Origin of the sequence: Micromonospora saelicesensis (assembly GCF_900091575.1) — a bacterium.
Classification (GTDB): Bacteria; Actinomycetota; Actinomycetes; order Mycobacteriales; family Micromonosporaceae; genus Micromonospora; species Micromonospora saelicesensis.
The window spans coordinates 62,310-86,624 of sequence record NZ_FMCR01000011.1 but is presented as its reverse complement, the minus strand read 5'-3'; the positions used below and the strand labels follow the sequence as shown (position 1 = coordinate 86,624).

General features: G+C 72.0%; 26 protein-coding genes. 18 read left to right on the top strand and 8 right to left on the bottom strand.

Features of this window, described 5'->3' with window-relative positions:
* Positions 1 to 57: 57 nt before the first annotated feature.
* The 6 genes from GA0070561_RS32790 to GA0070561_RS32765 all read left to right on the top strand — a co-directional run bounded on the left by GA0070561_RS32790 (position 58) and on the right by GA0070561_RS32765 (position 6,620).
* A complete protein-coding gene (locus tag GA0070561_RS32790) occupies positions 58 to 3,174 on the top strand; it encodes an Rne/Rng family ribonuclease (protein ID WP_091409928.1) in 3,117 nt (1,038 codons plus the stop codon).
* A 116-nt stretch (positions 3,175 to 3,290) separates the two neighbouring features.
* Positions 3,291 to 3,791, top strand: coding sequence for a hypothetical protein (locus tag GA0070561_RS32785; RefSeq protein ID WP_091409926.1), 501 nt, complete (start codon positions 3,291 to 3,293; stop codon positions 3,789 to 3,791).
* 166 nt (positions 3,792 to 3,957) lie between these two features.
* Positions 3,958 to 4,272: a 50S ribosomal protein L21 gene (gene rplU, locus GA0070561_RS32780; RefSeq protein WP_007464063.1), complete on the top strand. Its 315-nt coding sequence runs from the start codon at positions 3,958 to 3,960 to the stop codon at positions 4,270 to 4,272.
* A gap of 11 nt (positions 4,273 to 4,283) precedes the next feature.
* Positions 4,284 to 4,538, top strand: coding sequence for a 50S ribosomal protein L27 (gene rpmA, locus GA0070561_RS32775; RefSeq protein ID WP_030491740.1), 255 nt, complete (start codon positions 4,284 to 4,286; stop codon positions 4,536 to 4,538).
* Between the two features lie 95 nt (positions 4,539 to 4,633).
* The gene (gene obgE, locus GA0070561_RS32770; RefSeq protein WP_091409923.1) at positions 4,634 to 6,100 is read left to right on the top strand and encodes a GTPase ObgE; all 1,467 of its coding nucleotides are present in this window, start codon (positions 4,634 to 4,636) and stop codon (positions 6,098 to 6,100) included.
* A gap of 70 nt (positions 6,101 to 6,170) precedes the next feature.
* A complete protein-coding gene (locus GA0070561_RS32765) occupies positions 6,171 to 6,620 on the top strand; it encodes a GNAT family N-acetyltransferase (protein ID WP_091410017.1) in 450 nt (149 codons plus the stop codon).
* A gap of 30 nt (positions 6,621 to 6,650) precedes the next feature.
* Here the strand turns inward: GA0070561_RS32765 and GA0070561_RS32760 are convergent, their stop codons facing one another.
* Positions 6,651 to 7,310 carry a DUF6766 family protein gene (locus GA0070561_RS32760; RefSeq protein WP_091409920.1) on the bottom strand — a complete coding sequence of 220 codons (660 nt, stop codon included), beginning with the start codon at positions 7,308 to 7,310 and terminating at the stop codon, positions 6,651 to 6,653.
* Between the two features lie 66 nt (positions 7,311 to 7,376).
* Positions 7,377 to 7,868 (bottom strand): DUF4383 domain-containing protein, encoded by a 492-nt coding sequence (locus GA0070561_RS32755; RefSeq protein ID WP_091409916.1) that lies wholly within the window; start codon positions 7,866 to 7,868, stop codon positions 7,377 to 7,379.
* 229 nt (positions 7,869 to 8,097) lie between these two features.
* On the opposite strand from GA0070561_RS32755, the gene GA0070561_RS32750 reads away from it, so the two are divergent.
* The 3 genes from GA0070561_RS32750 to GA0070561_RS32740 are packed head-to-tail and all read left to right on the top strand — an operon-like array spanning position 8,098 to position 10,056.
* Positions 8,098 to 8,943 carry a hypothetical protein gene (locus GA0070561_RS32750; RefSeq protein WP_091409913.1) on the top strand — a complete coding sequence of 282 codons (846 nt, stop codon included), beginning with the start codon at positions 8,098 to 8,100 and terminating at the stop codon, positions 8,941 to 8,943.
* Between the two features lie 31 nt (positions 8,944 to 8,974).
* Positions 8,975 to 9,442 carry a phage holin family protein gene (locus GA0070561_RS32745; RefSeq protein ID WP_091409908.1) on the top strand — a complete coding sequence of 156 codons (468 nt, stop codon included), beginning with the start codon at positions 8,975 to 8,977 and terminating at the stop codon, positions 9,440 to 9,442.
* A complete protein-coding gene (locus tag GA0070561_RS32740; RefSeq protein WP_091409904.1) occupies positions 9,439 to 10,056 on the top strand; it encodes a DUF3618 domain-containing protein in 618 nt (205 codons plus the stop codon). Before GA0070561_RS32745 ends, GA0070561_RS32740 begins: the two co-directional genes overlap by 4 nt.
* 105 nt (positions 10,057 to 10,161) lie before the next feature.
* Here the strand turns inward: GA0070561_RS32740 and GA0070561_RS32735 are convergent, their stop codons facing one another.
* Positions 10,162 to 11,241, bottom strand: coding sequence for a glycosyltransferase family 2 protein (locus tag GA0070561_RS32735; RefSeq protein ID WP_141710519.1), 1,080 nt, complete (start codon positions 11,239 to 11,241; stop codon positions 10,162 to 10,164).
* 157 nt (positions 11,242 to 11,398) lie between these two features.
* Here GA0070561_RS32735 and GA0070561_RS32730 point away from each other — a divergent pair, with 157 nt between their 5' ends.
* Positions 11,399 to 12,037: an SRPBCC family protein gene (locus GA0070561_RS32730; RefSeq protein ID WP_091409900.1), complete on the top strand. Its 639-nt coding sequence runs from the start codon at positions 11,399 to 11,401 to the stop codon at positions 12,035 to 12,037.
* On the top strand, positions 12,034 to 13,203 hold the full coding sequence (locus tag GA0070561_RS32725; protein WP_091409897.1) for a zinc-dependent alcohol dehydrogenase: 1,170 nt from the start codon (positions 12,034 to 12,036) through the stop codon (positions 13,201 to 13,203). The genes GA0070561_RS32730 and GA0070561_RS32725 overlap by 4 nt, the downstream gene beginning before the upstream one ends.
* Before the next feature lie 47 nt (positions 13,204 to 13,250).
* Here GA0070561_RS32725 and GA0070561_RS32720 read toward each other — a convergent pair whose 3' ends face one another.
* The gene (locus GA0070561_RS32720) at positions 13,251 to 14,498 is read right to left on the bottom strand and encodes a cytochrome P450 (RefSeq protein WP_091409894.1); all 1,248 of its coding nucleotides are present in this window, start codon (positions 14,496 to 14,498) and stop codon (positions 13,251 to 13,253) included.
* A gap of 146 nt (positions 14,499 to 14,644) precedes the next feature.
* On the opposite strand from GA0070561_RS32720, the gene GA0070561_RS32715 reads away from it, so the two are divergent.
* Complete coding sequence (locus GA0070561_RS32715) at positions 14,645 to 15,046, top strand: hypothetical protein (protein ID WP_091409890.1); 402 nt, start codon at positions 14,645 to 14,647, stop codon at positions 15,044 to 15,046.
* Positions 15,047 to 15,166: 120 nt separating this feature from the next.
* On the opposite strand, the gene GA0070561_RS32710 is transcribed toward GA0070561_RS32715, so the two are convergent.
* Positions 15,167 to 15,385 carry a DUF397 domain-containing protein gene (locus GA0070561_RS32710; RefSeq protein ID WP_030336536.1) on the bottom strand — a complete coding sequence of 73 codons (219 nt, stop codon included), beginning with the start codon at positions 15,383 to 15,385 and terminating at the stop codon, positions 15,167 to 15,169.
* 69 nt (positions 15,386 to 15,454) lie between these two features.
* Between GA0070561_RS32710 and pepN the strand changes: the two genes are divergently transcribed.
* Positions 15,455 to 17,971, top strand: a complete 2,517-nt coding sequence (gene pepN, locus GA0070561_RS32705; RefSeq protein ID WP_091409886.1) for an aminopeptidase N — start codon at positions 15,455 to 15,457, stop codon at positions 17,969 to 17,971.
* Between the two features lie 148 nt (positions 17,972 to 18,119).
* Here pepN and GA0070561_RS32700 read toward each other — a convergent pair whose 3' ends face one another.
* Positions 18,120 to 19,325, bottom strand: a complete 1,206-nt coding sequence (locus GA0070561_RS32700; RefSeq protein ID WP_091409882.1) for an FAD-dependent monooxygenase — start codon at positions 19,323 to 19,325, stop codon at positions 18,120 to 18,122.
* 189 nt (positions 19,326 to 19,514) lie between these two features.
* Positions 19,515 to 20,258: a PadR family transcriptional regulator gene (locus tag GA0070561_RS32695; protein WP_091409879.1), complete on the bottom strand. Its 744-nt coding sequence runs from the start codon at positions 20,256 to 20,258 to the stop codon at positions 19,515 to 19,517.
* A 277-nt stretch (positions 20,259 to 20,535) separates the two neighbouring features.
* On the opposite strand from GA0070561_RS32695, the gene nadD reads away from it, so the two are divergent.
* The 5 genes from nadD to GA0070561_RS32670 all read left to right on the top strand — a co-directional run bounded on the left by nadD (position 20,536) and on the right by GA0070561_RS32670 (position 23,956).
* Positions 20,536 to 21,132: a nicotinate-nucleotide adenylyltransferase gene (nadD, locus tag GA0070561_RS32690; RefSeq protein ID WP_091409875.1), complete on the top strand. Its 597-nt coding sequence runs from the start codon at positions 20,536 to 20,538 to the stop codon at positions 21,130 to 21,132.
* Between the two features lie 110 nt (positions 21,133 to 21,242).
* Complete coding sequence (gene rsfS, locus GA0070561_RS32685) at positions 21,243 to 21,650, top strand: ribosome silencing factor (RefSeq protein WP_091409872.1); 408 nt, start codon at positions 21,243 to 21,245, stop codon at positions 21,648 to 21,650.
* A complete protein-coding gene (locus GA0070561_RS32680; RefSeq protein ID WP_091409869.1) occupies positions 21,647 to 22,276 on the top strand; it encodes a histidine phosphatase family protein in 630 nt (209 codons plus the stop codon). Before rsfS ends, GA0070561_RS32680 begins: the two co-directional genes overlap by 4 nt.
* A 48-nt stretch (positions 22,277 to 22,324) precedes the next feature.
* Positions 22,325 to 23,179, top strand: a complete 855-nt coding sequence (locus tag GA0070561_RS32675) for a DegV family protein (protein WP_091409866.1) — start codon at positions 22,325 to 22,327, stop codon at positions 23,177 to 23,179.
* A 3-nt stretch (positions 23,180 to 23,182) separates the two neighbouring features.
* On the top strand, positions 23,183 to 23,956 hold the full coding sequence (locus GA0070561_RS32670) for an SDR family NAD(P)-dependent oxidoreductase (RefSeq protein WP_091409864.1): 774 nt from the start codon (positions 23,183 to 23,185) through the stop codon (positions 23,954 to 23,956).
* Between the two features lie 29 nt (positions 23,957 to 23,985).
* On the opposite strand, the gene GA0070561_RS32665 is transcribed toward GA0070561_RS32670, so the two are convergent.
* Complete coding sequence (locus GA0070561_RS32665; RefSeq protein WP_091409860.1) at positions 23,986 to 24,207, bottom strand: GntR family transcriptional regulator; 222 nt, start codon at positions 24,205 to 24,207, stop codon at positions 23,986 to 23,988.
* Between the last annotated feature and the right edge of the window lie 108 nt (positions 24,208 to 24,315).

The window sequence follows — 24,315 nt, the reverse complement described above, 5'->3', positions numbered from 1 at the left end:
CGACCCTGCGTGGCAGCGCTCACCCGCGCCCGGGCTAGCCAGAACTGGAGAACGTCCATGCTCGAGAACGAGCCCGAGGGCGGCGAACGGACCGGTTCACAGCCGGCCGGTGAGTCCGCCGACCAGAGCACCACGGCCGACGGCGCCGCCGTCGAGACCTCCACCACGGCCGTCGGTTCGGCCTCGGTGGAACCGGCCGGCGCGGAGAGCGCTCCCGCTGAGGCCGCCGAACCGGCCGCACCGGTGCGGCGCACCCGGGCGACCCGTCGTCGGGCCGCTCCGCTCAACCAGCCGGAGCAGACCGACGCCCCGATCGAGGCGCCCACCGGTGGCGCCGGCAACGTCGAGTCGCCGCAGGCGGAGGTCTTCGCCCCGGTCTCCGGCGACCTGGACGTCGCACCGAAGACTCCCCGGCGCCGCCGCAAGGCCACCCCCGTCGAGACGACCGCTGAGGAGCCGCTGGTCGCCGCCTCTGCGGAGGAGGCCTCGGCCGAGGTGGTGCCGCCGGTCAAGGTGACCCGTACCCGGCGCAAGAAGGCCACACCGGCGGCCGTCGAGGAGCCGCCCGCCACCGAGGAGCCGGTCGCCGCCGACGAGGTGCCCGCGGTCGAGGAGCCGGTCGTCGAGGAGCCGGACCTCACCGAGGAGCCGGCGGAGTCCGACCTGCGCGAGGCCGAGGCCGAGCTGAACGACTCCGAGGCCCTCCCGAGCACGTCCGCCGCCGAGCTGGCCTGGAGCAGCGGGGCGCAGGACCGCTCCGGCGAGGTGCCACCGGGTGCGGCCGTCTCCAACGTGACAGCTGAGCCGGCCGAGATCGAGCCGGAGCAGCCCCGTACCCGTCGTCGGCGTGCCGCGCTCTCCGCGCCCACCGTGCTGTTCATGGCACCCCAGCCGGACGCCGTGCCGGTGACCCGACCGGTGGAGCCCGCCGCAGCGACCGAGGAGCCGGCCGTCGAAGAGGCCGCCGAGCCGTCCCGCCGCCGTCGGCGTGGTCGCCGCGAGGTCGAGCCGGTGGAGCCGATCGAGGCCGTCGAGGCCGAAGAGGAGCCGACCGAGGAGGCCGACGAGGCCGCCGAGGCGGATGAGGACGACGAGGACAGCGCCGCCGCGCGCCGCCGCCGCCGGCGTGGTCGCCGCGGCCGGGGCCGGGGCAAGGGCGGGGCCGACGACGCCGAGGACGAGGAGTCCGAGGAGGCGGCGCAGGCCGACGAGGAAGAGACCGCCGAGGTCGAGGCCGAGAGCGACGAGGACGAGGAGTCCGAGGGTGGGGACGGCCTGACCCGTCGTCGTCGCCGCCGTCGCCGTCGTGGCGCCGGTGAGACCGAGGGAGGCGCGGCCGACGACGGCGTGCCGACCGTTGTGAAGATCCGCGAGCCGCGTCGGAGCGTCGACGAGGTGCAGGGTGTGTCCGGCTCGACCCGGCTGGAGGCCAAGCGCCAGCGCCGCCGGGACGGTCGGGAGCAGCGCCGTACCCGCCCGCCGATCCTCAGCGAGTCGGAGTTCCTGGCGCGCCGGGAGGCCGTCGACCGGGTGATGGCGGTCCGCCAGCGCGGCGACCGCACCCAGATCGCCGTCCTGGAGGACGGCGTGCTGGTCGAGCACTACGTCACCCGCAACTCCTCCGGGACGATGGCCGGCAACGTGTACCTCGGCAAGGTGCAGAACGTGCTGCCGAGCATGGAGGCCGCGTTCGTCGACGTCGGTCGGGGCCGCAACGCAGTGCTGTACGCCGGTGAGGTCAACTGGGACACCTCCGGGCTGGAGGGGCGGGCCCGCTCGATCGAGCAGGCGCTGCGCTCCGGCGACTCGGTGCTGGTCCAGGTCACCAAGGACCCGATCGGGCACAAGGGCGCACGGCTGACCAGCCACATCGCGCTCTCGGGCCGGCACCTGGTCTACGTGCCCAACGGCAACGCCTCCGGGATCAGCCGGAAGCTTCCGGACAACGAGCGCAAGCGGCTGCGGGACGTGCTCAAGAAGCTGGTCCCGGACGGCGCGGGCGTGATCGTCCGGACGGCCGCCGAGGGCGCCACCGAGGACGAGCTGGCCCGTGACGTCAAGCGGCTCCAGGCGCAGTGGGAGGACATCCAGGCCAAGGCCGCCGAGGGTGGCGCTCCGGTGCTGCTGTACGGGGAGCCCGACCTGGTCATCCGGGTGGTCCGGGACCTGTTCAACGAGGACTTCCGCGAGCTGGTGATCGAGGGCGAGCAGTCGTACGACATGGTCGAGTCGTACCTGTCGCACGTCTCCCCGGACCTGGTCGACCGGGTGCGCCGGCACGTCGGCACGAGCGACGTCTTCGCCGAGTACCGGATCGACGAGCAGATCATCAAGGGCCTGGACCGCAAGGTCTTCCTGCCCTCCGGCGGCTCGCTGGTGATCGACCGCACCGAGGCGATGACGGTCGTCGACGTCAACACCGGCAAGTACACCGGCTCCGGGGGCAACCTGGAGGAGACCGTCACCCGCAACAACCTGGAGGCGGCGGAGGAAATCGTCCGCCAGCTCCGCCTGCGGGACATCGGCGGCATCGTGGTGATCGACTTCATCGACATGGTGCTGGAGTCGAACCGTGAGCTGGTGCTGCGCCGGCTCACCGAGTGCCTGGGCCGGGACCGCACCAAGCACCAGGTCACCGAGATCACGTCGCTCGGCCTGGTGCAGATGACCCGTAAGCGGATCGGCGCGGGCCTGCTGGAGGCGTTCAGCGAGACCTGCGAGTGCTGCAAGGGCCGGGGCGTCATCATCCACACCGAGCCGGTGCCGGAGAAGCCGCGTCCCGCCGGTGCGGGGGAGAAGGTCAAGGCGGTTGCCTCGGCGGTGGCTCCCGCTCCGGCGGCCGAGGCTGCTGGCACCTCGTCCCGCCGCCGGGCGCGCAAGAACGCCCCGGCTGCGGCCGAGCGGACCGCGGTCGAGGTCGTCGACACCGACACGTCGGCCGAGCCGGACGCCGACTACCAGGACACCATGGGCTACGACCTGTCCCGCTACGAGTCGGACACCGCCGCCGCACCGGCGATCTCCGACGCTCAGCAGGGCGAGTCGGCTCGCCTGGCCGCGGCGGACGACCCGGACGCACTCGCCGACGGTGAGGGCGACGAGGAGACCAGCGAGGGTGGTGGCGGCCGTCGCCGGTCGCGTCGCGGTGGCGCCCGTCGGCGGACCCGCCCCTGAGCGCCTGACCGGCCACGTGTTTGACGAGGTCCCTCTCCCGGCAAAGTGACGGGGGAGGGACCTCGCCGTTGCGGCCACCCGGCCCTCGATCGGCCGTCCCAGGTCAGGAGAAGAAGATGCGCCGTCTGCTCGCGGTCACCGCGCTGCTCACCATGCTCTCCGGCGCGGCCGGCTGCTCGACCGGTGGGACCGGCGATGGCGCTGGCCCGGCGGCGGCGGGCACTCCTCCCGGCCCGACCGGCATGCCGGCCAGCAGCGGTGTGGCGGCCAGCAACGGTGTGACGGGCGGCAACGCCACCCAGGTCTGCGCCGCCGCGCAGGAGGCCAGCACCACTGCCGTCCGGACGTACGTGGCGGAACTGGGTCAGATGCTCGCGGCGGTGGGCGCCGGGGACAGCCGCACGGCCGAGGCCGCCCGGGGACGGGCCGAGGCGGCGCTGGCGACCTGGCGGACCGTGCTGCGGGAGCAGTCGGAGCGGACCGACGATCCGCAGCTCAAGACGCTGCTCACCGACCTCGGCACCGAGGTTTCCGCGCTCGGTGCCGACGTCGAGTCGATCGACGAGACCGAACTCGACCGGCTCCAGCAGCGCCTCGACCAGCTCTGCGCGCGCTGACCAGGGCGGGCCGGTTTGGGGTCCGGGCCAGCGATGGCGTACTCTTGCCTGCGGCCCACCTTTGGTGTGCCGAGTTCCCGTGTGCCCGCGCCGCCGTGCACTGCTACCCGGCGAGCCGCTGCGGGAACGACCGCCAGCAGCCTCAACGACAGGGAGTCCGCCTCCGATGTACGCGATCGTCAAGACCGGCGGCAAGCAGTACAAGGTCGCCGAGGGCGACGTGATCGAGGTCGAGAAGCTCACCGGTGCCCCCGGTGACGCGGTGAAGCTCACCGCGGTGCTCCTCGTCGACGGTGACGACCTGGTGACCGACGCGGCGAAGCTTGCCGAGGTCGCGGTGTCCGGCGAAATCGCCGCGCACACCAAGGGCCCGAAGATCCGGATCCACAAGTTCAAGAACAAGACTGGCTACCACAAGCGCCAGGGTCACCGCCAGCCGTTGACCCAGGTCAAGGTGACCGGCATCTCCAGCGGGAAGTAGGTCGTCCTCCAATGGCTCACAAAAAGGGTGCGTCCAGCTCGCGTAACGGTCGTGACTCCGCGGCCCAGCGACTCGGCGTGAAGCGCTTCGGTGGTCAGGTCGTCAGCGCCGGTGAGATCATCATCCGGCAGCGTGGCACCAAGTTCCACCCCGGTGACCTGGTCGGCCGTGGCGGCGACGACACGCTGTTCGCGCTGTCCGCCGGTTCGGTCCTGTTCGGCACCAAGCGCGGTCGCAAGACCGTCAGCATCGTTCCGCAGCAGTAGTTCTCGGGCTAAGCGGGCCGCGGACCTCCGGGTCCCGGCCCGCTTAGCCTTTTTCGCGAAGTGCGAGGTCGAGCCTCGCTGGAAGGATTGACGCCGTGGCAACGTTCGTTGACCGGGTCGTTCTGCATCTGCAGGCCGGCGATGGCGGGCACGGTTGTGCCTCGATCCACCGCGAGAAGTTCAAGCCCTTCGGTGGGCCGGACGGCGGCAACGGTGGGCACGGGGGCAGCGTGTCCCTGGTGGTCGACCCGCAGGTGACCACGCTGCTCGACTTCCACTTCCACCCGCACGTCAAGGCCGACAACGGCAAGGGCGGCGCCGGCTCGAACCGGGACGGGGCCAACGGCCACAACCTGGTGCTGAAGGTGCCCAACGGCACCGTGGTGCAGACCACCGACGGCACCGTGCTGGCCGACATGGTCGGCGCCGGCACCACCTTCGAGGTCGCCCGCGGCGGGCGTGGCGGGCGGGGCAACGCCTCGCTGGCCAACGCCAAGCGCAAGGCGCCCGGCTTCGCCGAGCTGGGGGAGCCCGGCGACCAACTGGACATCGTGCTGGAGCTGAAGAGCGTCGCCGATGTGGGTCTGGTGGGCTTCCCGTCCGCCGGAAAGTCGTCGCTGATCTCGGTGATCTCCGCCGCGAAGCCGAAGATCGCCGACTACCCGTTCACCACCCTGGTGCCCAACCTCGGCGTGGTCCGGATGGACAACCACACCTTCACCGTCGCGGACGTGCCGGGCCTGATCCCCGGCGCGGCCACGGGTAAGGGCCTGGGCCTGGAGTTCCTGCGGCACATCGAGCGCTGCGCCGTGCTGGTGCACGTCATCGACTCGGCGACCCTGGAGCCCGGCCGTGACCCGGTGGCCGACATCGACGCCATCGAGGCCGAGCTGAGCCAGTACGGCGGCCTGACCGACCGCCCACGGCTGGTCGCCATCAACAAGGTCGACGTGCCGGACGGCCGCGACCTCGCCGAGATCGTGCGCCCCGACCTGGAGGAGCGCGGTTACCAGGTGTACGAGGTCTCCGCGGCCACCCGGGAGGGGCTCAAGGAGCTGACCTACGCGATGGCCGAGCTGGTCGACGCAGAGCGTAAGGCCGCTCCGCCTGCCGAGCCGACCCGGATCGTCATCCGCCCGATCGCCGTGGACGACGACGGTTTCACCATCACGGCCGAGACGGACGGCTCGTTCACCGTGCGCGGTGTCCGGCCGGAACGCTGGGTCAAGCAGACCAACTTCGACAACGACGAGGCGGTCGGCTACCTGGCTGACCGGCTGGCCCGGCTCGGGGTCGAGGACAAGCTGGCCAAGGCCGGCGCGCAGCCCGGTGATCTGGTCCGGATCGGCGCGCGCGAGTTCGACTGGCAGCCGACGCTCTTCGCTGGTGTGGACTTCGTACCCGGCAATCGGGGCACCGACGTCCGCCTGGAGGAGAAGTCGAACCGGGCCTCCGCTGCGGATCGGCTCGCCGCCCGAAAGGCTCGCCGGGTGCGCTCGGCCGACGAGGTGGGCGCGGACGCGTCCGACGACAACATCGACGACGAGGACGACGCCGAGTAGTTCGTTGCGGTCCGTGGTGGGGTTGATTTCCGGAAACCTCCCCGAAATCCACGCGTCCTAGCGTGGGGTGATGCTGATCGAGTCCCGGCCTGCCACCGATCCGGAGATCGCCGCCATGGTCATCGCGCAGCAGCGTGAGCTGCGCGAGGCCGATGGTGGGTTGGACGGGCAGGTCTTCGTCCCCCATGACGACGTCCGCTACCTGGCGGTGGTCGTGAACGGTCGGGCGGTCGCCTGCGGCGGGCTCCAGGCGCTCGATGCCGAGACCGGCGAGGTCAAGCGGATGTACGTCCGGCCCGCGTACCGGGGGCGGGGGATCGGTCGCCAGTTGCTCGCCGCGCTGGAGGAGTGCGCGTTCCGGCAGGGGCACTCGGTGGTCTGCCTGGAGACGGGCACCTACCTGCCGGCCGCTGTCGCCCTGTACACCGCGTGTGGCTACCAGCAGATCCCGGTCTACGGCGAGTACGTCGGCAACCCGTACAGCGTCTGTTTCGCCAAGCGGTTGCCGGTCGCGGCCTGACGGCCGCGTCGCCGCTGCCGCGTCGCCGTTTCAGGCGCCGGTGCTGGCGTGCTCGACGGTCACCGGCTTCGACTCCGGCGAGGCGTGCTGGCGCAGCACGATGCTCAGCAGGATCAGCGCGCCGACCGCGAGAAACTCGCTCTGCCAGTTCTGCATGGACTGGAACCAGAAGTCGCTGGTGCCGAGGAACTCCCACACCCCGATCGGCGGCGCCCCGCTCTGGAGCGCCTGCTCCTGGTTGTACGCGGCGGTGCCACCGAGCAGGTGACCGACGAACGAACCGGCGAAGATCAGCAGCAGCGCGAGGGAGAGGCTGTTCCGGTAGATCACCAGCGGCAGGCCGCCGACGCGCACCGGCCAGGGTGACTGCGGGGTCGCCCGGCGCTCGTCGTCCTCCGGTCGGTCGGTCTGGTCCATCGGCTTCGACTCGGCCGAGCCCCGCTGCACCAGGTACGCGGTGAGCAGCACGTACCCGCCCATCTGGAGGAACTCGGACTCCCAGTTCTCGAAGACCGACTCGGCGAAGTGCCCACTGGTCAGGTACGCCGGCCAGCTCAGCGGCGCGGCCCCGAACTCGGTCAGCTCCTCATTGTGGGTCTGCCACCCGAAGACGCTCTGCAACACCAGAAAGACCAGGAACGCCCCCAGCATGGCGACTGCCAGGGCGTTGTCACGTAGCCAACGAGGCATGATCGCACCTCCTTCGCCGGTCGATTTACCCCTGCGGGCGTGACCGCGAAACCACAGAAGTCCAGTTCAGCGCCGGTCGGCGGGGCTGTCCAGGCGTCCGCCGGTGCCGGCCTGGTTCGACAGCAGCAGCCCGAGCGCGAGCATCCCGAAGCCGAGCGCGAGGTGCAGCCAGTTGTCGGCGTCGTTCAGCGGCAGGATGTTCGCCCCGCCCTCCGGGTTGATCGCCTCGATCCCCAGACCGTACAGCCAGAGGGCGAGGTAGATCGCGCCACCGGCGGCCAGGAAGACGCGGGCCCCGGCGACGCTGCGGGCCAGCACCAGGCCGACCAACCCGAAGAGCAGGTGCACCGCGTTGTGCAGGATCGACACCTGGAACAGCCCGAGCAGGCGCGCGTCCGAGTGGTGCCCGGCGAACCGCAGCTCGCCGTAGTCGGTGGTGATGCCGGGTATGAAGCCGAGGACGCCGATCAACAGGAAGACCCCGGCCACGACCAGCGCGGCCAGCTGGACCCGGGGTCGTGGGCCGGCCGCTCGGCCGCCTCGTGCGTCTCGTGCCATCGCTGCCCCCTCCGTGGATCTACCGGCCTCGCGAACCTCACTGTCCGCAGCGGCGACGTGACGCAGCCCGACGATCCTCCATTTTGAAGACCAACCAGTGGCCTGCGCAGATAAATGCACGAAGAGGTATGGAAGCCAGAACGCAGGGTAGGTGAATGGTCAGCGGCGGCGGCAACGCGTCGCATCCCCCCAGCACAACCGCGACGACTTTCTGAGCGGAAGGGAAATCATGACTTACGATCTTTCACCCACGTCTTCCACGTACGGGCAGCAGTCGACCAACGGCGGTGGCGTCCGCGACCAGGCGCGCCAGGTCGGCTCGGAGGCCGCACAGGCTGGTGGCGCGGTCGCCCAGACCGCCAAGGAGCAGGGCACCGAGGTCGGCCGTGAGGCGGCCCGGCAGGCCCGCAACCTGTACGGCGAGGCCCGCAGCCAGCTCGCCAGCCAGACCGGCGAGCAGCAGCGCCGAGCCGCCGGTGGGCTGCGTTCGCTGGCCGACGAGATGCGCTCGATGGCCGAGCAGGGTGGCCAGGCCGGCCCGGTGACCGAGCTGGCCCGCCAGGCCGCCGACCGGGTGCAGGGCGTCGCCGGTTGGCTTGAGCAGCGCGAGCCCGGTGACCTGATCACCGAGGTACGCGACTACGCGCGGCGTAACCCGGGCACCTTCCTGGTCGGCGCGGCGGTGCTCGGTGTGCTGGCCGGCCGGCTGACCCGTGGCATCTCGGCCGCCGGCGACGACTCCGGCAACGGGTCCTCGACCTTCCGGGGCGCCGGGGCGTACGACCCGGAGCAGACCGCCGTGATCCCGACGCAGCCTCCGGCGCCCCGCGCGGTGCCGGACGCCGTTCCGCCGGGCGGCTACCTCGACCCGACCCCCGGTACGCACACCCCGCCGACGTCCGGTGGCTACACCGACCAGACGCCCGGTACCTACGCCGACCCGGCGCCCGGCGGCTCCGTCGAGCCGGGCCAGGGCGACTACCCGGAGCACTCCGGCACCGGCCAGCCGCTGCCGCCGGTGACCCAGACCGACCCGCTGCCGGGCGTGCCGTCCAGCGGCAGCCCTCGCCCGTGAGCCGCCGAGTCATCCGAAGGGAGGCGACGGCATGAGCATGCCGACGCAGGGGTCCGGACTGGACTCCGGTTACCACCCTGACGCGGGTGCCCCGCACACCGCGTCGGAGGTGAAGGGCAGCTCGCTGGGTGACCTGATGCGTCAGGTCACCACCGACCTGTCGACGCTGATGCGTCAGGAGGTCGAGCTGGCCAAGGCCGAGATCCGCCAGGAGGGCAAGAAGGCCGGCAAGGCCGCAGGCCTCTTCGGCGGTGCCGGCTTCGGCGGCTACATGGTGGCCCTCTTCGTGTCCATCGCCGTATGGCAGTTCCTGGACAACGTCATGGACTCCGGCCTGGCCGCGCTGATCGTGGCCGTGATCTGGGCCGTGGTCGCCGCGGTCCTCTACTCGAAGGCCAAGAAGAACGCCCAGCACGTACGCGGGCTCAAGCAGACCAACGACAGCGTGCAGCGGATCCCCGACGCGCTCAAGCCGCACCCGGAGGGAGTCACCCGATGAGCACCGATCCCGATCAGATCCGCCGGGAGATCGAAGCCACCCGTAACAGCCTCAGCTCCGATGTGGATGCGCTGGCGTACAAGGTCAGCCCGAGCCGCATCGTCGACGACCGTAAGCAGCGGGCCCGTTCCGCTCTGCAGAATGTGAGGGACAAGGTCATGGGAACCGCGTCTGACCTCGGCCACGGCACCGGCCAGGCCGCCCACTCGGTGGGTGACCGCGCCTCGTCGGCGGCCTCCAGCGTCAGCGACGCCGCGCACTCGGCGGCGACCACTGTCAGCGACGCCGCGCACAGCGCGCCGCAGGTGATCCGGCAGAAGTCCCAGGGCAACCCTCTCGCCGCCGGCCTGATCGCGTTCGGGGTCGGCTGGCTGGCCTCGTCGCTGATCCCGGCCTCCCGCCGCGAGCAGCAGGCCGCCACCCAGGTGAAGGCCAAGGTCAGCGAGCACAGCGGGGCCGTGAAGGAGAAGCTGGGCGAGGTGGCCAGCGAGCTGCGCGAGCCGGCCCAGCAGGCCGCCGAGTCGGTGAAGTCCACCGCTCAGGACGCCGTGCACGCGGTCAAGGACGACACGAAGTCCGCCGCCCACCAGGTCAAGGACCACGCCACTCCCTGACCCACCCCCAACCAGCACGACAGCTCGCGGTCACCCTCCGGTGCCCGCGAGCTGTCGCGTTGGGGTCAGCGCCGATCTTGCGGTTTCGGCTGGAGTTCTGTGGTTCTACCGACGGTTTTGTCCCAACCGGAAGTGCAAGATCGCGGGGAGCCGTGGGTTGCGCGGAGCGGGGTTGGCGGCTCGGCGGATTCGGGTGTCGCCGTAGCGGACGCCGCCCAGCAGGAGGCGTCGGGTGACCGCCAGCCAGCCGCACACACCGCGTTCCAGCAGCCAGAGTGGGGCCGCCAGCGCCGTGGCCGGCGGGAACACCCGGGTGCCGCCGGCGCGGCGGCGACCCGTCTCGGCCAGGGCAACGACACCGGCCGCCGCGCCGACCAGCAGCCTGGGGCGGCGCGACGCGACCGCCGCCACCAGCGCCGGCAGCACCGCGAGCGAGGTCAGCAGGCGAGCTGGCTGAGCCAGATCGTCGTACGCCTGACGGACCCGTTGACCACGGAAATGCGCGGCGTCCGGAGGGAGCCGGCGGACGTACAGCCAGGCCGGGGCGGCCTCGGTGCCGCCGTACCCGCGCACCGTGCGGATCAGCTCCAGGTTCTCGAAGAGCACGTCCGGGTCGTACCCGCCCATGGCGACGAAGGTGCTGCGCCGCACGGCAAGGGTGCCCGGGTAGTCCGCCCCGAGCGCCCGGTTGAGCAGCGTGCGGCCGGTGTCCCACCAGGCGTGCCAGGGCAGCGGGTCGAAGTAGTTCTGCGGTCGTACCAGGTCGGCCCGGCCCAGCAGCCGGTGTACCGCGCTCAGCGCGGACTCGTCGTACCGGACGTCGTCGTCGGCGATCACCACGTGCTCGTGGCCGGCCGCGCGGACGCCGGTGTGTACGCCCAGCACCTTGCCGTTGAGCCCACGCTCGCTCGGATCCGGTGGGAGGTGCCGGACCAACCCCCGCCACGCCTCGGCGTGCCGGGCGAAGAGGGGCGGAGGGGAGCCGTCGACCACCAGCACCTCCACCCGGTCACCGAGCCAACGCAGGTAGTCGGTCAGCTCGGCCAGGCCGGTGTCGGTGTGCCAGCGCAGCGGCAGCACGTACGTCATCGGTAGGCGGACCGGCGACGTGCTGGCGCCCCCGGGTGCGACCTCCCACCGGCGGGTGGCGCACCGGGCGTCTTCAGTAGGGCTGAACGAGGACATGGCAACTCCGTGGCGGACAGGGTCGCGGTCGGTGTTGAGCAGCATCTGCCCGCATTTCCGTCGATCAAACAGCGGGCCGTTTCGACTGCCGGACCCGGGGTAGCGCTGCCCTGAGAGCTGTCCATGCCCGGTTGTCCGGGTGGAGGAGATAGACGTGATGACCAACAACGGAACCAGGTGGGCGCTGCTCGGCGTCACCGCGGCGACGGCGGTCGGCGTGGGGCGGGCGGTGGCGCGCCGCCGGCATCGGCATCAGCCGGAGCGACAGGACGGTTGGTACGTGGTGCGTCGCGGGGTGACCGTGGACCGGTCCCGGGACGAGGTGATCGGCTTCTGGACCGACCGCGAACGGCTGGACCGCGCGCTGGCCGGGTGGGCCACGTTGCAGCAGCTCGACGAGCGGCGTTGGCGGTGCGTGGCCCGCGACCGGGCCGGTGGGGAGACGCAGTGGCAGGCCGAGATCACCGTCGAGGGGACAGGCACCCTGATGTGGCGGGTCGAGGACGGGCAGACGCCACAGCTGGGACGGATCGAGCTGACCGAAGCACCCCAGGGCCGGGGCACGGAGATCCGGGCCGAGCTGCGCTACCGCTCCGGTCCGGTGCGTCGGTTGGCTGGCCTGGTCGGGGGCGATGAGCCGGACCTGGCCCTGCGGGACGCACTGCGGCGGGTGAAGGCGCTGATCGAGTGTGGCCAGGTGGTGGACACCCGGGACGACCCGTCCGGCCGGAGCCCCGCCCAGGAGAAGGCGACCGACAAGGTCCGGGAGAAGCTGATGACGGGAGGACGGGCGTGAGGGCGCTCTGCTGGGAAGGCGTTGGCAAGCTGGCCGTCCGGGACGTGCCGGAGCCCCAGATCCGCGCCGAGGGGGACATCATCGTCCGGGTCCGGGCCAGCAGCGTCTGCGGCTCCGACCTGCACCTGATCAACGGGTACCTGCCGGCGATGCGGGAGGGGGACATCCTCGGCCACGAGTTCATGGGCGAGGTGGTGGAGACCGGGCCCGGCGTACGGCGACACCGGGTCGGCGACCGGGTGGTGGTGGGGTCGGTGGTTGCCTGCGGTGGCTGTTGGTACTGCCGGACCGAGCAGTACTCGCTCTGCGACAACTCCAATCCGCAACCGGTGTTCACCGAGAAGCTGTGGGGGCACTCGCCGGCCGGCATCCTGGGCTACTCGCACGCCGCCGGCGGCTACTCGGGATCACACGCCGAGTACATCCGGGTGCCGTTCGGCGACATCGGCGCCTTCGCCGTACCCGACGGGGTACCGGACGATTCGGTGGTGTTCGCCTCCGACGCGATGCCCACCGGGTGGATGGCGGCGGACTTCTGCGGGCTCACCGGTGGCGAGGTGGTGGCCGTCTGGGGTGCCGGTGGAGTCGGTCAGATGGCGGCCCGTTCGGCGCAACTCCTGGGCGCCGAGCGGGTCATCATGATCGACCGATTCCCGGATCGGCTCAAGACCGCCACCGAACGGATCGGGGTCGAGACGATCAACTACGCGGAGACCGACGTGCTGGAGGCGCTGCGTGAGCTGACCGCCGGGCGCGGGCCGGACGCCTGCATCGAGGCCGTCGGCATGGAGTCGCACGACGTCGGACCGACCTACGCGTACGACCGGGTGAAGCAGGCGGCGCGGTTGCAGACCGACCGCCCGACCTCGGTCCGCCAGGCGATCATGGCGTGTCGCAAGGGCGGCACGGTGAGCATCGTCGGTGTGTACGCCGGCCTGGTCGACAAGTTTCCGCTCGGCGCGGCCATGAACAAGGCCCTGGTGCTGCGGATGGGGCAGATGCACGCGCAGCGCTACATCCCGATGCTGCTCGACCGGCTCGCCGCCGGTGAGATCGACCCCGGTTATCTCGCCACCCACCCGCTCTCCCTGGAGCAGGGCGCCCAGGGGTACGAGCTGTTCGAGAAGAAGGAGGACGGCTGTCTGCGCAGCGTCCTGCATCCCTGACGGCTGGGCGTACCCGCCTCGCCGGTCGCTGCGATCGGCGGGGCGGGTCAGCCGGCGCGGCGGACGTTGGTGAGGGTCAGCCCGAGGGGCGGCAGCGCTGGCATCCGGTGCAGATCCAGGGCCAGGTTCTGGACGGGAACGTCGTAACGCATGGTGGTGACGAGGTTGGTGACCGCCCGCTTCATCAGGTCGATGGTGATCCACTCGCCGGCGCAGCGGTGCCCGGCCCAGTGGTCGCCGCCGCCCTGCGGGATCAGCTCGAACGGGTCCACCCGGCGGCCGGCGAACCGCTCCGGGCGGAACAGCTCCGGTTGCGGCCAGAGCGCCGGGTGGTGGTTGGTGCCGTAGAGGTCGAGCAGCACCCGCCGGCCGCGCGGAAAGTGGTGGCCCTGCCAGTCGAAGGTCCGCCGGACCCGGGCCGCCGCGATCGGGAAGAACGGGTAGTAGCGGCGTACTTCCTGGACGAAGTGCTCGGTTGCCTCGTCGTCGTCGCGGACCCGATCCCGCCAGGTCGGATGGTCGTGCAGGGCGAGCGCGGCGAAGGTCATGTACTGGTCGACGGCGACCACCGGGCGCAGCACGTTGAGCAGCTCCACCGCCGCGATCCGCCGGGGGAGGAGGTTGCCGCGCACGTCCCGGTGTTCGGCGATCACGGCGAGGGCGCTACCGGCCGGCGCCGGCGCGAAACCGACCCGGGTCCGTTCGATGAGGTCGGCGAGCCAGCGTTCGGCGCGGTACCGGGCCAGCCGTCCCCGCCAGTGCCGGGGTCCCAGCACGGCCGGAGCCTCGATCATGGCGTGCAGCTCGACGGCGCGGCGCTCGACCTGCGACGCGGGCAGCGGCACCCCGGCCCAGGCACAGACCACCCGGGTCAGCATTCGGCCCAGCTCGTCGTAGAGCGACACCGGGCCGGCGCCCTCCCAGGCCGCGACCCGGGTCCGCCACTCGTCGTCGAAGAGCTGACCGAGCCGCTGGATCGCCGCCGGTGTCATGATCGACATGAACATGGCCTTGCGGTCGGAGTGTTCCGGCCCGTCCAGCCCCTGCACCCCGCCCCGCCCGGTCAGGGTTCGTTGCACCCGTAGCGGCATCGCGGTGGCGCGTTGGAAGCGGTCGTTGTCGTAGAACAGCTCCGCCGCCGGCCGGCCGCGCAGGCAGATGGTCGGGGCGAGCAGGATCCGGGTCTTGAAGACGTCGCTGCGGTACCGCTCGCAGCGTTCGCCGATGAACCGGTAACCGGCGCGGAGCAGCGCGAGTGTGCTGTCCGGGCTGCGGTCGGCCGGCATGGTCGCCATCGGGTCTCCTCACGAGCAGGTGCGGCTGGTCGCCGTTTGCCGGTGCGCTTACCCCCGTCCACGCCGCTGAACCCCGCCCGGCTGGCCCCTCCCAGGGGCGGCGGAACCTGGTTTGCTGCTGGTGGGACGAGCACGGGGAGGGCGCAATGCGCGACAACAGATCACCGCACTGGCGGCAGCGGCGAGCGGCCGGGGCACTCGGCGGAGGCCGCGACGGGCGGTCACTGATCGGGCCGCCGCGGCGGCCCACCCGTCCGCACCGGTTCTTCACAGTGCACCTGGGCTTCACCGCGCCCGGCCCGGCCGAGGCCCGCGAGCTGGCCGTGGCGTACGCGGAGGCGCTGAGCCTGCTCCGCTCGGAGGTCGCACTCGGTGCGGCGGCCCTGTCACCGGCGGACGCCTGGCAGCGGGCCGAGCGGCTGTTCTGCGGCGCGGTCGGCCCGGACGGCGAACGCTGCGTCGACGTGGCCGACCATCCGGGCTTCCACCACGCCCCGGGCCCGGGTGGCCTCGGCTGGGGCGGCGGCGACGGCCCCGCCGATGGTTGACCACCAGCCCCGGGTGGCCGATCCGGGGGTGCGCCGGCCGACCGGCCAGCGTGGCCGTGCCGGTGTCCCGACCACGGGCACCGGCACGGCGATCCACCACCGACGGGTCGGCGGGCACGCTCAGTCCAGGTCGAACTCGCCGTCCTGCGCGCCGGCCACGAAGGCGTCCCACTCGGCCTGGGTGAAGACCAGCACCGGCCCGTCCGGCTCGGCCGAGTTGCGCATCCCGATCAGGTCGTCGACGAAGGCGACCTCGACGGCGCTGTCGGAGGTGTCCCCCTCGGCCCGCTGCCAGACCGCCCGAGAGAGGTCGAAGTCGCCCTTGGGGTGCTGCGCCATGGTTCTTTCCTCCAGTGCCGAGGGTCGTGTGGTGACCGGGTGCCGATCCCCATCGGGCAGGATAAGCGGATGCCGAGCCTGACCCGTGTAGAGGCGACCGCGCGTGGCGCGGCGATTACCGTCGAGTCCTATCAGGTGGACCTCGACCTGACCGGTGACGGCGACCTGTTCCGCTCCCGCGTCCAGATCCGGTTCCGGGCCACCGCCGGCACCGCGACCTTCGTCGAGGTCAAGCCCGCCAAACTGCGCGGTGTACGCCTCAACGACCGCGACCTGGATCCCGGGCTGCTCACCGACAACCGGCTGCCGCTCGACGGCCTGGCCGAGGAGAACACCCTCGTCGTCGAGGCCGAGATGGCGTACTCCAAGACGGGGGAGGGGATGCACCGCTTCGTCGACCCGGCCGACGGCGAGACCTACCTCTACGCCGAGTCCTTCCTCGACAACGCGCCGCGCATCTTCGCCGCCTTCGACCAACCCGACCTCAAGGCCCCGGTCACCCTCTCGGTCACCGCGCCGCCGCAGTGGATCGTCGCCGGCAACGCCGAGCTGGCCGCCAACCCGGCCCCCGGGCGCTGGGAGTTCGCCCCGAGCGCGCCCCTGGCCACGTACTTCTTCTCGCTGATCGCCGGGCCGTACCACGTCCGGCGGGCCGAGCACGACGGCATACCCCTGGGCATCTACTGCCGCCGGTCGCTCGCCGAGCACCTGGACGCCGACGCCGAGGAGATCCTCACCATCACCCGGCAGTGCCTGGACCGGTTCCACCAGCTCTTCACCGAGCGCTATCCGTTCGGCAAGTACGACCAGGCGTTCGTGCCCGAGTTCAACGGCGGCGCGATGGAGAACCCGGGCCTGGTCACCTTCCGCGACGACTACGTGTTCCGCTCGGCGGTCACCGACACCCAGCGCGAGCAGCGGGCCGGCACCATCGCCCACGAGATGGCCCACATGTGGTTCGGTGACCTGGTCACCATGCGCTGGTGGGACGACCTGTGGTTGAACGAGTCCTTCGCCGAGTACCTCGGCACCCGGGTCACCGCCGAGGCGACCCGCTTCGATCAGGCCTGGACCACCTTCGCCATGCGGCGCAAGGCCTGGGGTTACGCCGCCGACCAGCGGCCCTCCACCCACCCGATCGCCCCACAGGAGGTCGTCGACGCCGAGGCGGGCCTGCTCAACTTCGACGGCATCTCGTACGCCAAGGGCGCCAGCGTGCTGCGGCAGTTGGTCGCGTGGCTCGGCGACGAGGCATTCCTCGCCGGCCTGAACGCGCACTTCGCCGCACACCGCTTCGGCAACGCCACCCTCGCCGACCTGCTGGCCAGCCTCTCCGCCAGCAGCGGGCGGGACCTGTCCGACTGGGCCGAGCTGTGGTTGCGCCGCCCGCAGGTCAACACGCTGCGTGCCGAGGTCGCCGTCGACGCCGACGGCCGCTACACCGAGGTGGCCGTGGTGCAGACCGCGCCCGAGTCGTACCCGGTGCTGCGCCCACACCGGATCGGCGTGGGCCGCTACTCGATGGACGGCACCGGGCGGCGCGACGAGGTGGACATCGACCCGAACGCCGACGGAGGCCGCACCGTGCTCGGTGCGTTGACCGGCGAGCCGGCGGCCCGGTTGTTGCTGCTCAACGACGGTGACCTCACCTTCGCGAAGGTACGCCTCGACCCGGCGTCGGCGGACGCCGTCCCGCAGGTGCTGCCCGGTCTGGCCGACCCGTTGGCGCGAGCGGTGCTCTGGCGCGAGGCACTGGACGCGGCGACCGACGGCGAGCGGCCGGTCACCGGCCTGGTCGACCTGATGGCCGCCGCGCTGCCCACCGAGACCGAGGTGATCATCGCGGAGGACGTGCTGACACTCAGCCGGTCCCTGGTCGACCGCTACCTCGACCCGCTGACCCGCACCGCGGCGCTGGCCAGGGTCGCGGGGACGTGCCAGCGGCTGCTCGACGACGCGCCGGCCGGTGAGTCGTTGCAGCTCGCCGCCGCACGGGGTTGGATCGCCGCGACCACCGACGCCGATCTGCTCGTCGGTTGGCTCGCCGGCCGGGACGTGCCGGCCGGTCTGAAGGTCGACGCGGAGCTGCGCTGGGCAGTGCTGCGTCGCCTGGTGGTGCTGGGCGCCGCCGGCGAGGAGGAGATCGCCATCGAGGCCGCCGCCGACAACAGCTCCACGGGCGCGGAACGGGCCGCCCACTGTCGGGCCGCCCTCCCCGACCCGGTGACGAAGCAGGCGACCTGGGAGACCATCCTGCGGGACACCGAGCTGTCCGGTCGGCTGCTGGAGGCGATCACCGAGGGGTTCTGGCAACCCGAACAGGCCGACCTGACCACCGCGTACGTCGATCGGTACTTCGCGGAGATGCCGGCCGCCGCGCACCGGCGTACCCCCTGGACGGCCGACCGGGTGGCCGCCCTGGCGTTCCCCCGCTACGCCGTGGCGCAGCCCACCCGGGAGGCGGCCGCGGCCCTGCTGGCCCGCGACGACCTGACCCCCGGCCTGCGCCGGGTGGTGACCGACGCCGACGACGACCTGCGCCGCGCGCTGGTCGCCAGGACGGCGGTGGCCGCCGCCTCGGCCTGACCGCTGAGCAGCGCGGCCTGACGCCGTGGGCTGGCCCGGCGGGGCCTGGCCGGCGCCGGTTGGCCCGGCGCCGGTTGGCCCGGCGCCGGTTGGCCCGGCGTGGGCTGGCCGCTGCGGGGTGGCTGGCCGGCCACCCCGCAGCCACAGCTCAGCGCACTGCGGGCTCCGCCGTGACCGGCGCGTCCCAGTCGATGACGTAGCGCTGCTCGTCGGCGACGGTCTTCTCCGGGTCCAGCACCGTGCGCACCATCAGCGGCATCAGCAACGGCATCAGCGTTCGCGCGACCGCACCGGGGGCCTTCGCGTGGTTGATCCGGGCCGCGCGGGCCGCGACCTTCTCCACCCGGGTACGACGCAGCCGCACGTACGCGGCGAACGCCGCCTGGACGTCCGGCAGGTCGCGCAGGCAGCGGGCGAGTTGCACACCGCTCTCGATGGCCAACGACGCGCCCTGCCCCGAACTGTTCGACGGTGCGTGCGCCGCGTCGCCGACCAGCACCATCCGGCCCCGATACCAGTGCGGCACGGGCGGCATGATCTGCAACGACCCGACCACCTGGAGGTCGTCGGCGTTGCTGGTCGCGACCAACTCCCGGCCCGGGTCGTCGTCGCCGTAGGTGGCGCGCAGCGTGTCCAGCCACTGCTCCGCCGGCACCGCCCGGGCCTCGACGAGGCTCATCGGCCGCTGCTGCGGCAGGTTGGCCCCCCACCGGGTGCCGCCGCCGGGCTCCGGCCAGTACAGGTAGTAGCCGCGCCGGCCGAACGCGAACGTCATCGTGCCCGGCTCGGCGTCCACCTCGTGCCGGGCGACCGCCTCGACGCCGAGCAGCCCGGTGAACCGGGGACCGGGCGCGGCCGGGTCGATGAGACCCCGGACCGTGGAGCGGATCCCGTCCGCGCCGACGAGGATGTCGGCCGTCGCCGTGCTGCCGTCCTCGAAGCGTGCGGTCACGCCGTCGCCGGTCTGCTCGGCGTCGACCAGCCGCTTGCCGTACGCGAACGGCACGCCCTCGGCGAATGCCTGGTTGTGCAGCACCTGGTACAGCTCGGCCCGGTGCACCACGTGCAGCGGTGGCACCCCGGTCAGCGTGGGCATGTCGATGCGGCGGCGGCCGACGGCCAGAGCGCTGCGGTCGATCGGTGTGGCGATCGCCGTCACCGCCTCGTACGCGCCGACCGTACGCAGAGCCGCCACGCCGTTGGGCGCGAGGGCGAGGGTGCCGCCGATGCCGCTGGCCGTGGTCGGGTACGCCTCGTAGACGGTTGCGGTGATGCCGGCGCGGCGCAGCGCGAGCGCTGTCACCGGCCCGGCGATGCCACCGCCGATGACGATCGCGGTTCGTACCGTGGTCATGCTCTCTCCCTGGGTGTGGTCGTTGGTGCGCGGGCGCGCGGACCTTGTGCGGTCGGTGCGCGTGCGCGCGGACCTGGGAGGGAGCCCGGTTATCCTCGTGGTTGCCGCTTCGGGCCGGGTGCCTTCCCAGGCGTCGGTTCGGGGTCAGGGCCCCGGTGAGGTGTTGGCGCACCTCGCCGGGGCCGCTCTTCAGCCGGTGGTGTCGGCTCTCCGGCTGCTGCTGTCGGGGCGTTCGGAGCTGTCGGGGCCGGCCTCCGGGGTGTGGGTGGTTGGGGTGTCGGGGTTGGCCTTCGGGGTGCTGCTTTTCTGAGCCAGCTCGGTCAGCTCGGCCGGCATCTCGCCGGTCTCGTGGAAGGCCCGCCAGGTGTCCAACCCGGGGTAGCTGCCCGAGGTCAGCTCGGCGAGCAGCGCCCGCAGCCAGGCCGCCTCCGCGTCCCGCATGGCGAGGTCGTACTCCGACTCCACCAGGAACAGTCGCGGGATCTCCCGCAGGTGCGCGTCGAGCGCTTCGCGGTCCTGGCGGATCGCGGCTTCCAGCAGGTCGAGCCGTTGCCGCAGCAGGCCGGTGGCCTCGTCCGGGTGCAGCGCGGCGAGGACGGACAACCCGGCCCGGAAACGGGGATGCTCCGTCATCGGGGTGGAGACCAGCTCGCGGGCCCAGTCGACCAGCTCCGCCCGCCCAGCGTCGGTGATCCGGTAGACGGTGCGTTCCGGGCGTCGGCCCTCGCGCACGCTCTCGACCGCCTCGATCAGGTGGTGTTTGTCCAGGTTGCCGATCACCGTGTAGAAGGACCCCCACTTGAACTCCATGTCCTGGTCCTTGCCCCAGGCACGCAGTGCGGTGGCGATCTCGTACGGGTGCATCGGCCGCTGGGCCAGGGCGGACAGCGCGGCCAGCGCCAGCAGATTGCCGACCTTGCGCCGCTTCGGCACGATGACCTCCTGGCTCGTCGACGGTTACTCGTAGACGAATATACGCCGACGGGCGGGGTGTTGCGACCCCTGCGCATGGCCGTTCTGCGCGTGGCCGTGCGCGTGGCCGTTCTGCGCGGCGCGGCCCGGCAGCCGAGTCGATCGCCGCGCCGGGCCGAGTCGACCACCGCGGGGCGTTGGGTAGTCGCGGGGCGCGGGGTTGTGACTCGGAGTGGGGTGACGTACAGCGGTGCCGGGCCGGGACGGTCGGCCACGACGCTCGGCCTACGATCATTGGGTGGAGGAAGATATCCGGCGGATCGGGATCATGGGTGGCACCTTCGACCCGATCCACCACGGGCACCTCGTCGCGGCCAGCGAGGTGGCGGACCGGTTCGGCCTGGACGAGGTGGTCTTCGTGCCCACCGGGCAGCCCTGGCAGAAGGCCGACGAGCCGGTCAGCCCGGCCGAGGACCGGTACCTGATGACCGTGATCGCCACCGCCTCCAACCCTCGCTTCCAGGTCAGCCGGGTCGACATCGACCGCAGTGGCCCGACCTACACCGTCGACACGCTGCGTGACCTGCACGCCGAGTACGGCCCGAAGGTGCAGTTGTTCTTCATCACCGGCGCGGACGCCCTGCAACGCATCCTGTCCTGGAAGGACCTGGACGAGATCTTCGAGCTGGCCCATTTCATCGGCGTGACCCGGCCCGGTTTCCCGCTGAGTGACAAGCACCTTCCGGCGGATACCGTCAGTCTGATCCAGGTGCCCGCGATGTCCATTTCGTCGACCGACTGTCGTGCTCGGGTCGCCAGAGGTGAGCCGGTCTGGTATCTGGTGCCCGACGGTGTGGTGCAGTACATCGCCAAGCGGAGCCTCTATCAGCGCTGAGTGCACCCGTTATGCCCAGGTTCGTGGCGCTAACCGACCAGAACTGGACGATCGGGGTGCCGCCGGGTATGAGACGCTTGGAGGATCGCACGCTTGATCGAAGGAGAACGGTGACGATTTCCGAACGCGCTCACGAGCTGGCTATCGCGGCCGCACAGGCCGCCGCCGACAAGAAGGCGCAGGACATCACGATCATTGACGTCGGCGACCAGCTCGCCATCACCGACGCGTTCGTGCTCGCCGCTGCCCCCAACGAGCGTCAGGTGCTGGCCATCGTCGACGCCATCGAGGAGAGCCTGCTGGAGCTGCCGGAGAAGGCGAAGCCGGTGCGGCGCGAGGGCGAGCGTGGTGGCCGCTGGGTGCTGCTCGACTACGTCGACATCGTGGTGCACGTCCAGCACACCGAGGAGCGCGAGTTCTACGGGCTCGACCGCCTCTGGAAGGACTGCCCCACCATCCCGTTCGTCGATCGCGACCTGGTCGAGGCCGACGCCAGCGGGTCCGCCACCGCCGAATGACCCGACTGATCGTCTGGCGGCACGGCAACACCGACTGGAACGCCGCCAACCGCGTCCAGGGGCAGACCGACGTACCCCTCAACGAGCTTGGCCGCGACCAGGCCCGCGCCGCCGCCCCGCTGCTTGCGGGGCTGCGGCCCGACGCCATCGTGGCCAGCGACCTGAGCCGCGCCGCCGACACCGCCGCCGCGCTCGCCGCGCTGACCGGTCTACCGGTACGCACCGACGCCCGGCTGCGCGAGCGGCACTTCGGCCAGTGGCAGGGTCTGCACCTCACCGAGGTCGCCGAGCGTTTTCCCGAGGAGTACGCGCGCTGGCGGGCCGGCGACCCCGACCCGGGCGCGGATCTGGAGCCCCTGCGCGACCTCGGTGAGCGGGTCGGTGCCGCGCTACAGGAGGCAGCCGACGCGGCCCCGGGCGGCACCGTGGTGATCGCCACTCACGGGGGCGGCTCCCGGCAGGGCATCGGTCACCTGCTCGGTTGGGACACTGCCGTGCTGCGCACCGTCGGTTCGCTGGCCAACTGCCACTGGACCGAGCTGCGCCACGACGACGTCCGCGGATGGCAGTTGCGGGCGCACAACGTCGGCCTGATCACCGCCCCGGTCGCCGTCGACGCGGTCTGAGCACTCGCGCCTCGGCGTTCGGGGCCTCGATCGGCTAGCGTGCCGGGCATGCCCGTCGCGGTTGTCATCGACTCCACCGCCTACCTTCCGTCCGAGCTGGTGCAGGCGCACCGGCTGACCGTCGTGCCGTTGACCGTCGTGCTCAACGGCGCGGAGGGGCTGGAGGGGGTGGAGACCCAGCCGGCCGACGCCACCCTGGCGTTGAGCGCCCGCCGGGTCACGGCGACCACCTCCCGCCCGGCGCCCGAGCAGTTCGCCCGGACGTACCGCCGACTGCTCGACGCCGGCGCCGACGGGATCGTCTCGGTGCACATCTCCGCCGCGCTGTCCGGCACGGTGGAGGCCGCCCGGCTCGCCGCCGCCGACCTGGACGGCCGGGTCGAGGTCGTGGACAGCCGCTCGACGGGCATGGGGCTGGGCTTTCCGGCCATCGCCGCCGCCACCGCCGCCGAGGCCGGCGCCGACCTTGCCGCTGTACGCGACGCGGCGCTCGCCGCCATCGCCCGCACCACCGTCTGGTTCTACGTCGACACGCTGGAGTTCCTGCGCCGGGGCGGCCGGATCAACGCGGCCGAGGCGTTGGTCGGCACCGCGCTGTCCGTCAAGCCGATCATGCACATGCCGGACGGGGCGATCGTGCTGCGCGAGAAGGTCCGCACCGCCAGCCGGGGAGTGGCCCGTCTCGTGGACCTGGCCGTCGAGGCGGCCGACGGCGACGACGTGGATCTCGGGGTGCACCACCTGGCCGCACCGCAACGGGCCGAGGCGTTGCGCGCCGCGCTGACCGAGCGGTTCGGTGACCGGCTGCACGACACGTACGTCTCCGAGGCGGGTGCCGTCGTCGCCGCGCACGCCGGGCCGGGCCTGGCCTGCGTGGTCGTCCACCGCCGACCGGAGGGCTGAGCCGTGCCCACGTCGTGCGTGGTGACCGGAGGCGGTCGCGGTGTCGGCCGGGCCGTTGTGGAACGGCTGCTGGCGACCGGCGCCACTATCGTCGTCCTGGAACGCGACGCCGACGCGGTCGACTGGTTGGCCGACCATCCGGCCGCCGATCGGCTCGTCGCGGTGGTCGGCGACGCCGCCGACGAGCAGGTGGCCGAGCGCGCCGCCGAGCTAGCGGACCGCGCCGCGCCGCTGACCGGCTGGGTGAACAACGCAGCGGTGTTCCGCGACGCCACGCTGCACTCCGCGTCGGCCGACACGGTGCTGGAGCTGATCGGGTTGAACCTGCGCCCGGCCGTGGTGGGCGCCGCGGTCGCCGTCCGCCGCTTCCTGGCCCGCGCCGCCGGCGGCGCGATCGTCAACGTCTCGTCGCACCAGGCCCGTCGACCGGTGTCCGGTGCACTGCCGTACGCGACGGCGAAGGCCGCCGTGGAAGGGCTCACCCGAGCGCTGGCCGTCGAGTACGGGCGGCACGGCATCCGCGCCAACGCGGTCGCGCTCGGCTCGATCGCCACCGAGCGGCACGCCGAATTCCTCGCCACGCAGGAGCCCACCCAGGCCCAGTGGATCGACGCCGAGCTGACCCGGCTGCACCCGGTGGGCCGCATCGGGCGGGCCGAGGAGGTGGCCGAGGCGGTCGCGTACCTGCTGTCGCCCGCGGCGAGCTTCGTCAACGGGGTGACGTTGCCGGTGGACGGCGGACGGGCCGTACTCGGCCTCGACCCAGAGGCCCGCTGACCGTCGCGTAGCTCTCGTGCCGGCGGAGCCTAGCTGTCGGCGACGAACACGCCCTGGCCCTGCTGACCGTAGATCAGGTTCCGTTCGTGCAGCTCCTTGACGGCTCGATAGGCCGTGGAGCGTGCCACGTTGTACAGCTCGCCGATCTCGGACACCGACGGCAGTTGTTGGCCAGGCGAGTATTCGCCCGAGCGGATCTTCTGCTCGATGTCATCCGCTACGCGGCGGTAGTGCGGTGGTCTCGTCGGCATGAGCGGCTCTCCCGGACTTCAGCGGAGATCATGTTTCCAGCCGGGACGTGATCGAGACAAGGCGGCAACGCAGCAAAGTGGAGATAGTGAGAACTTGACTACAGTGAG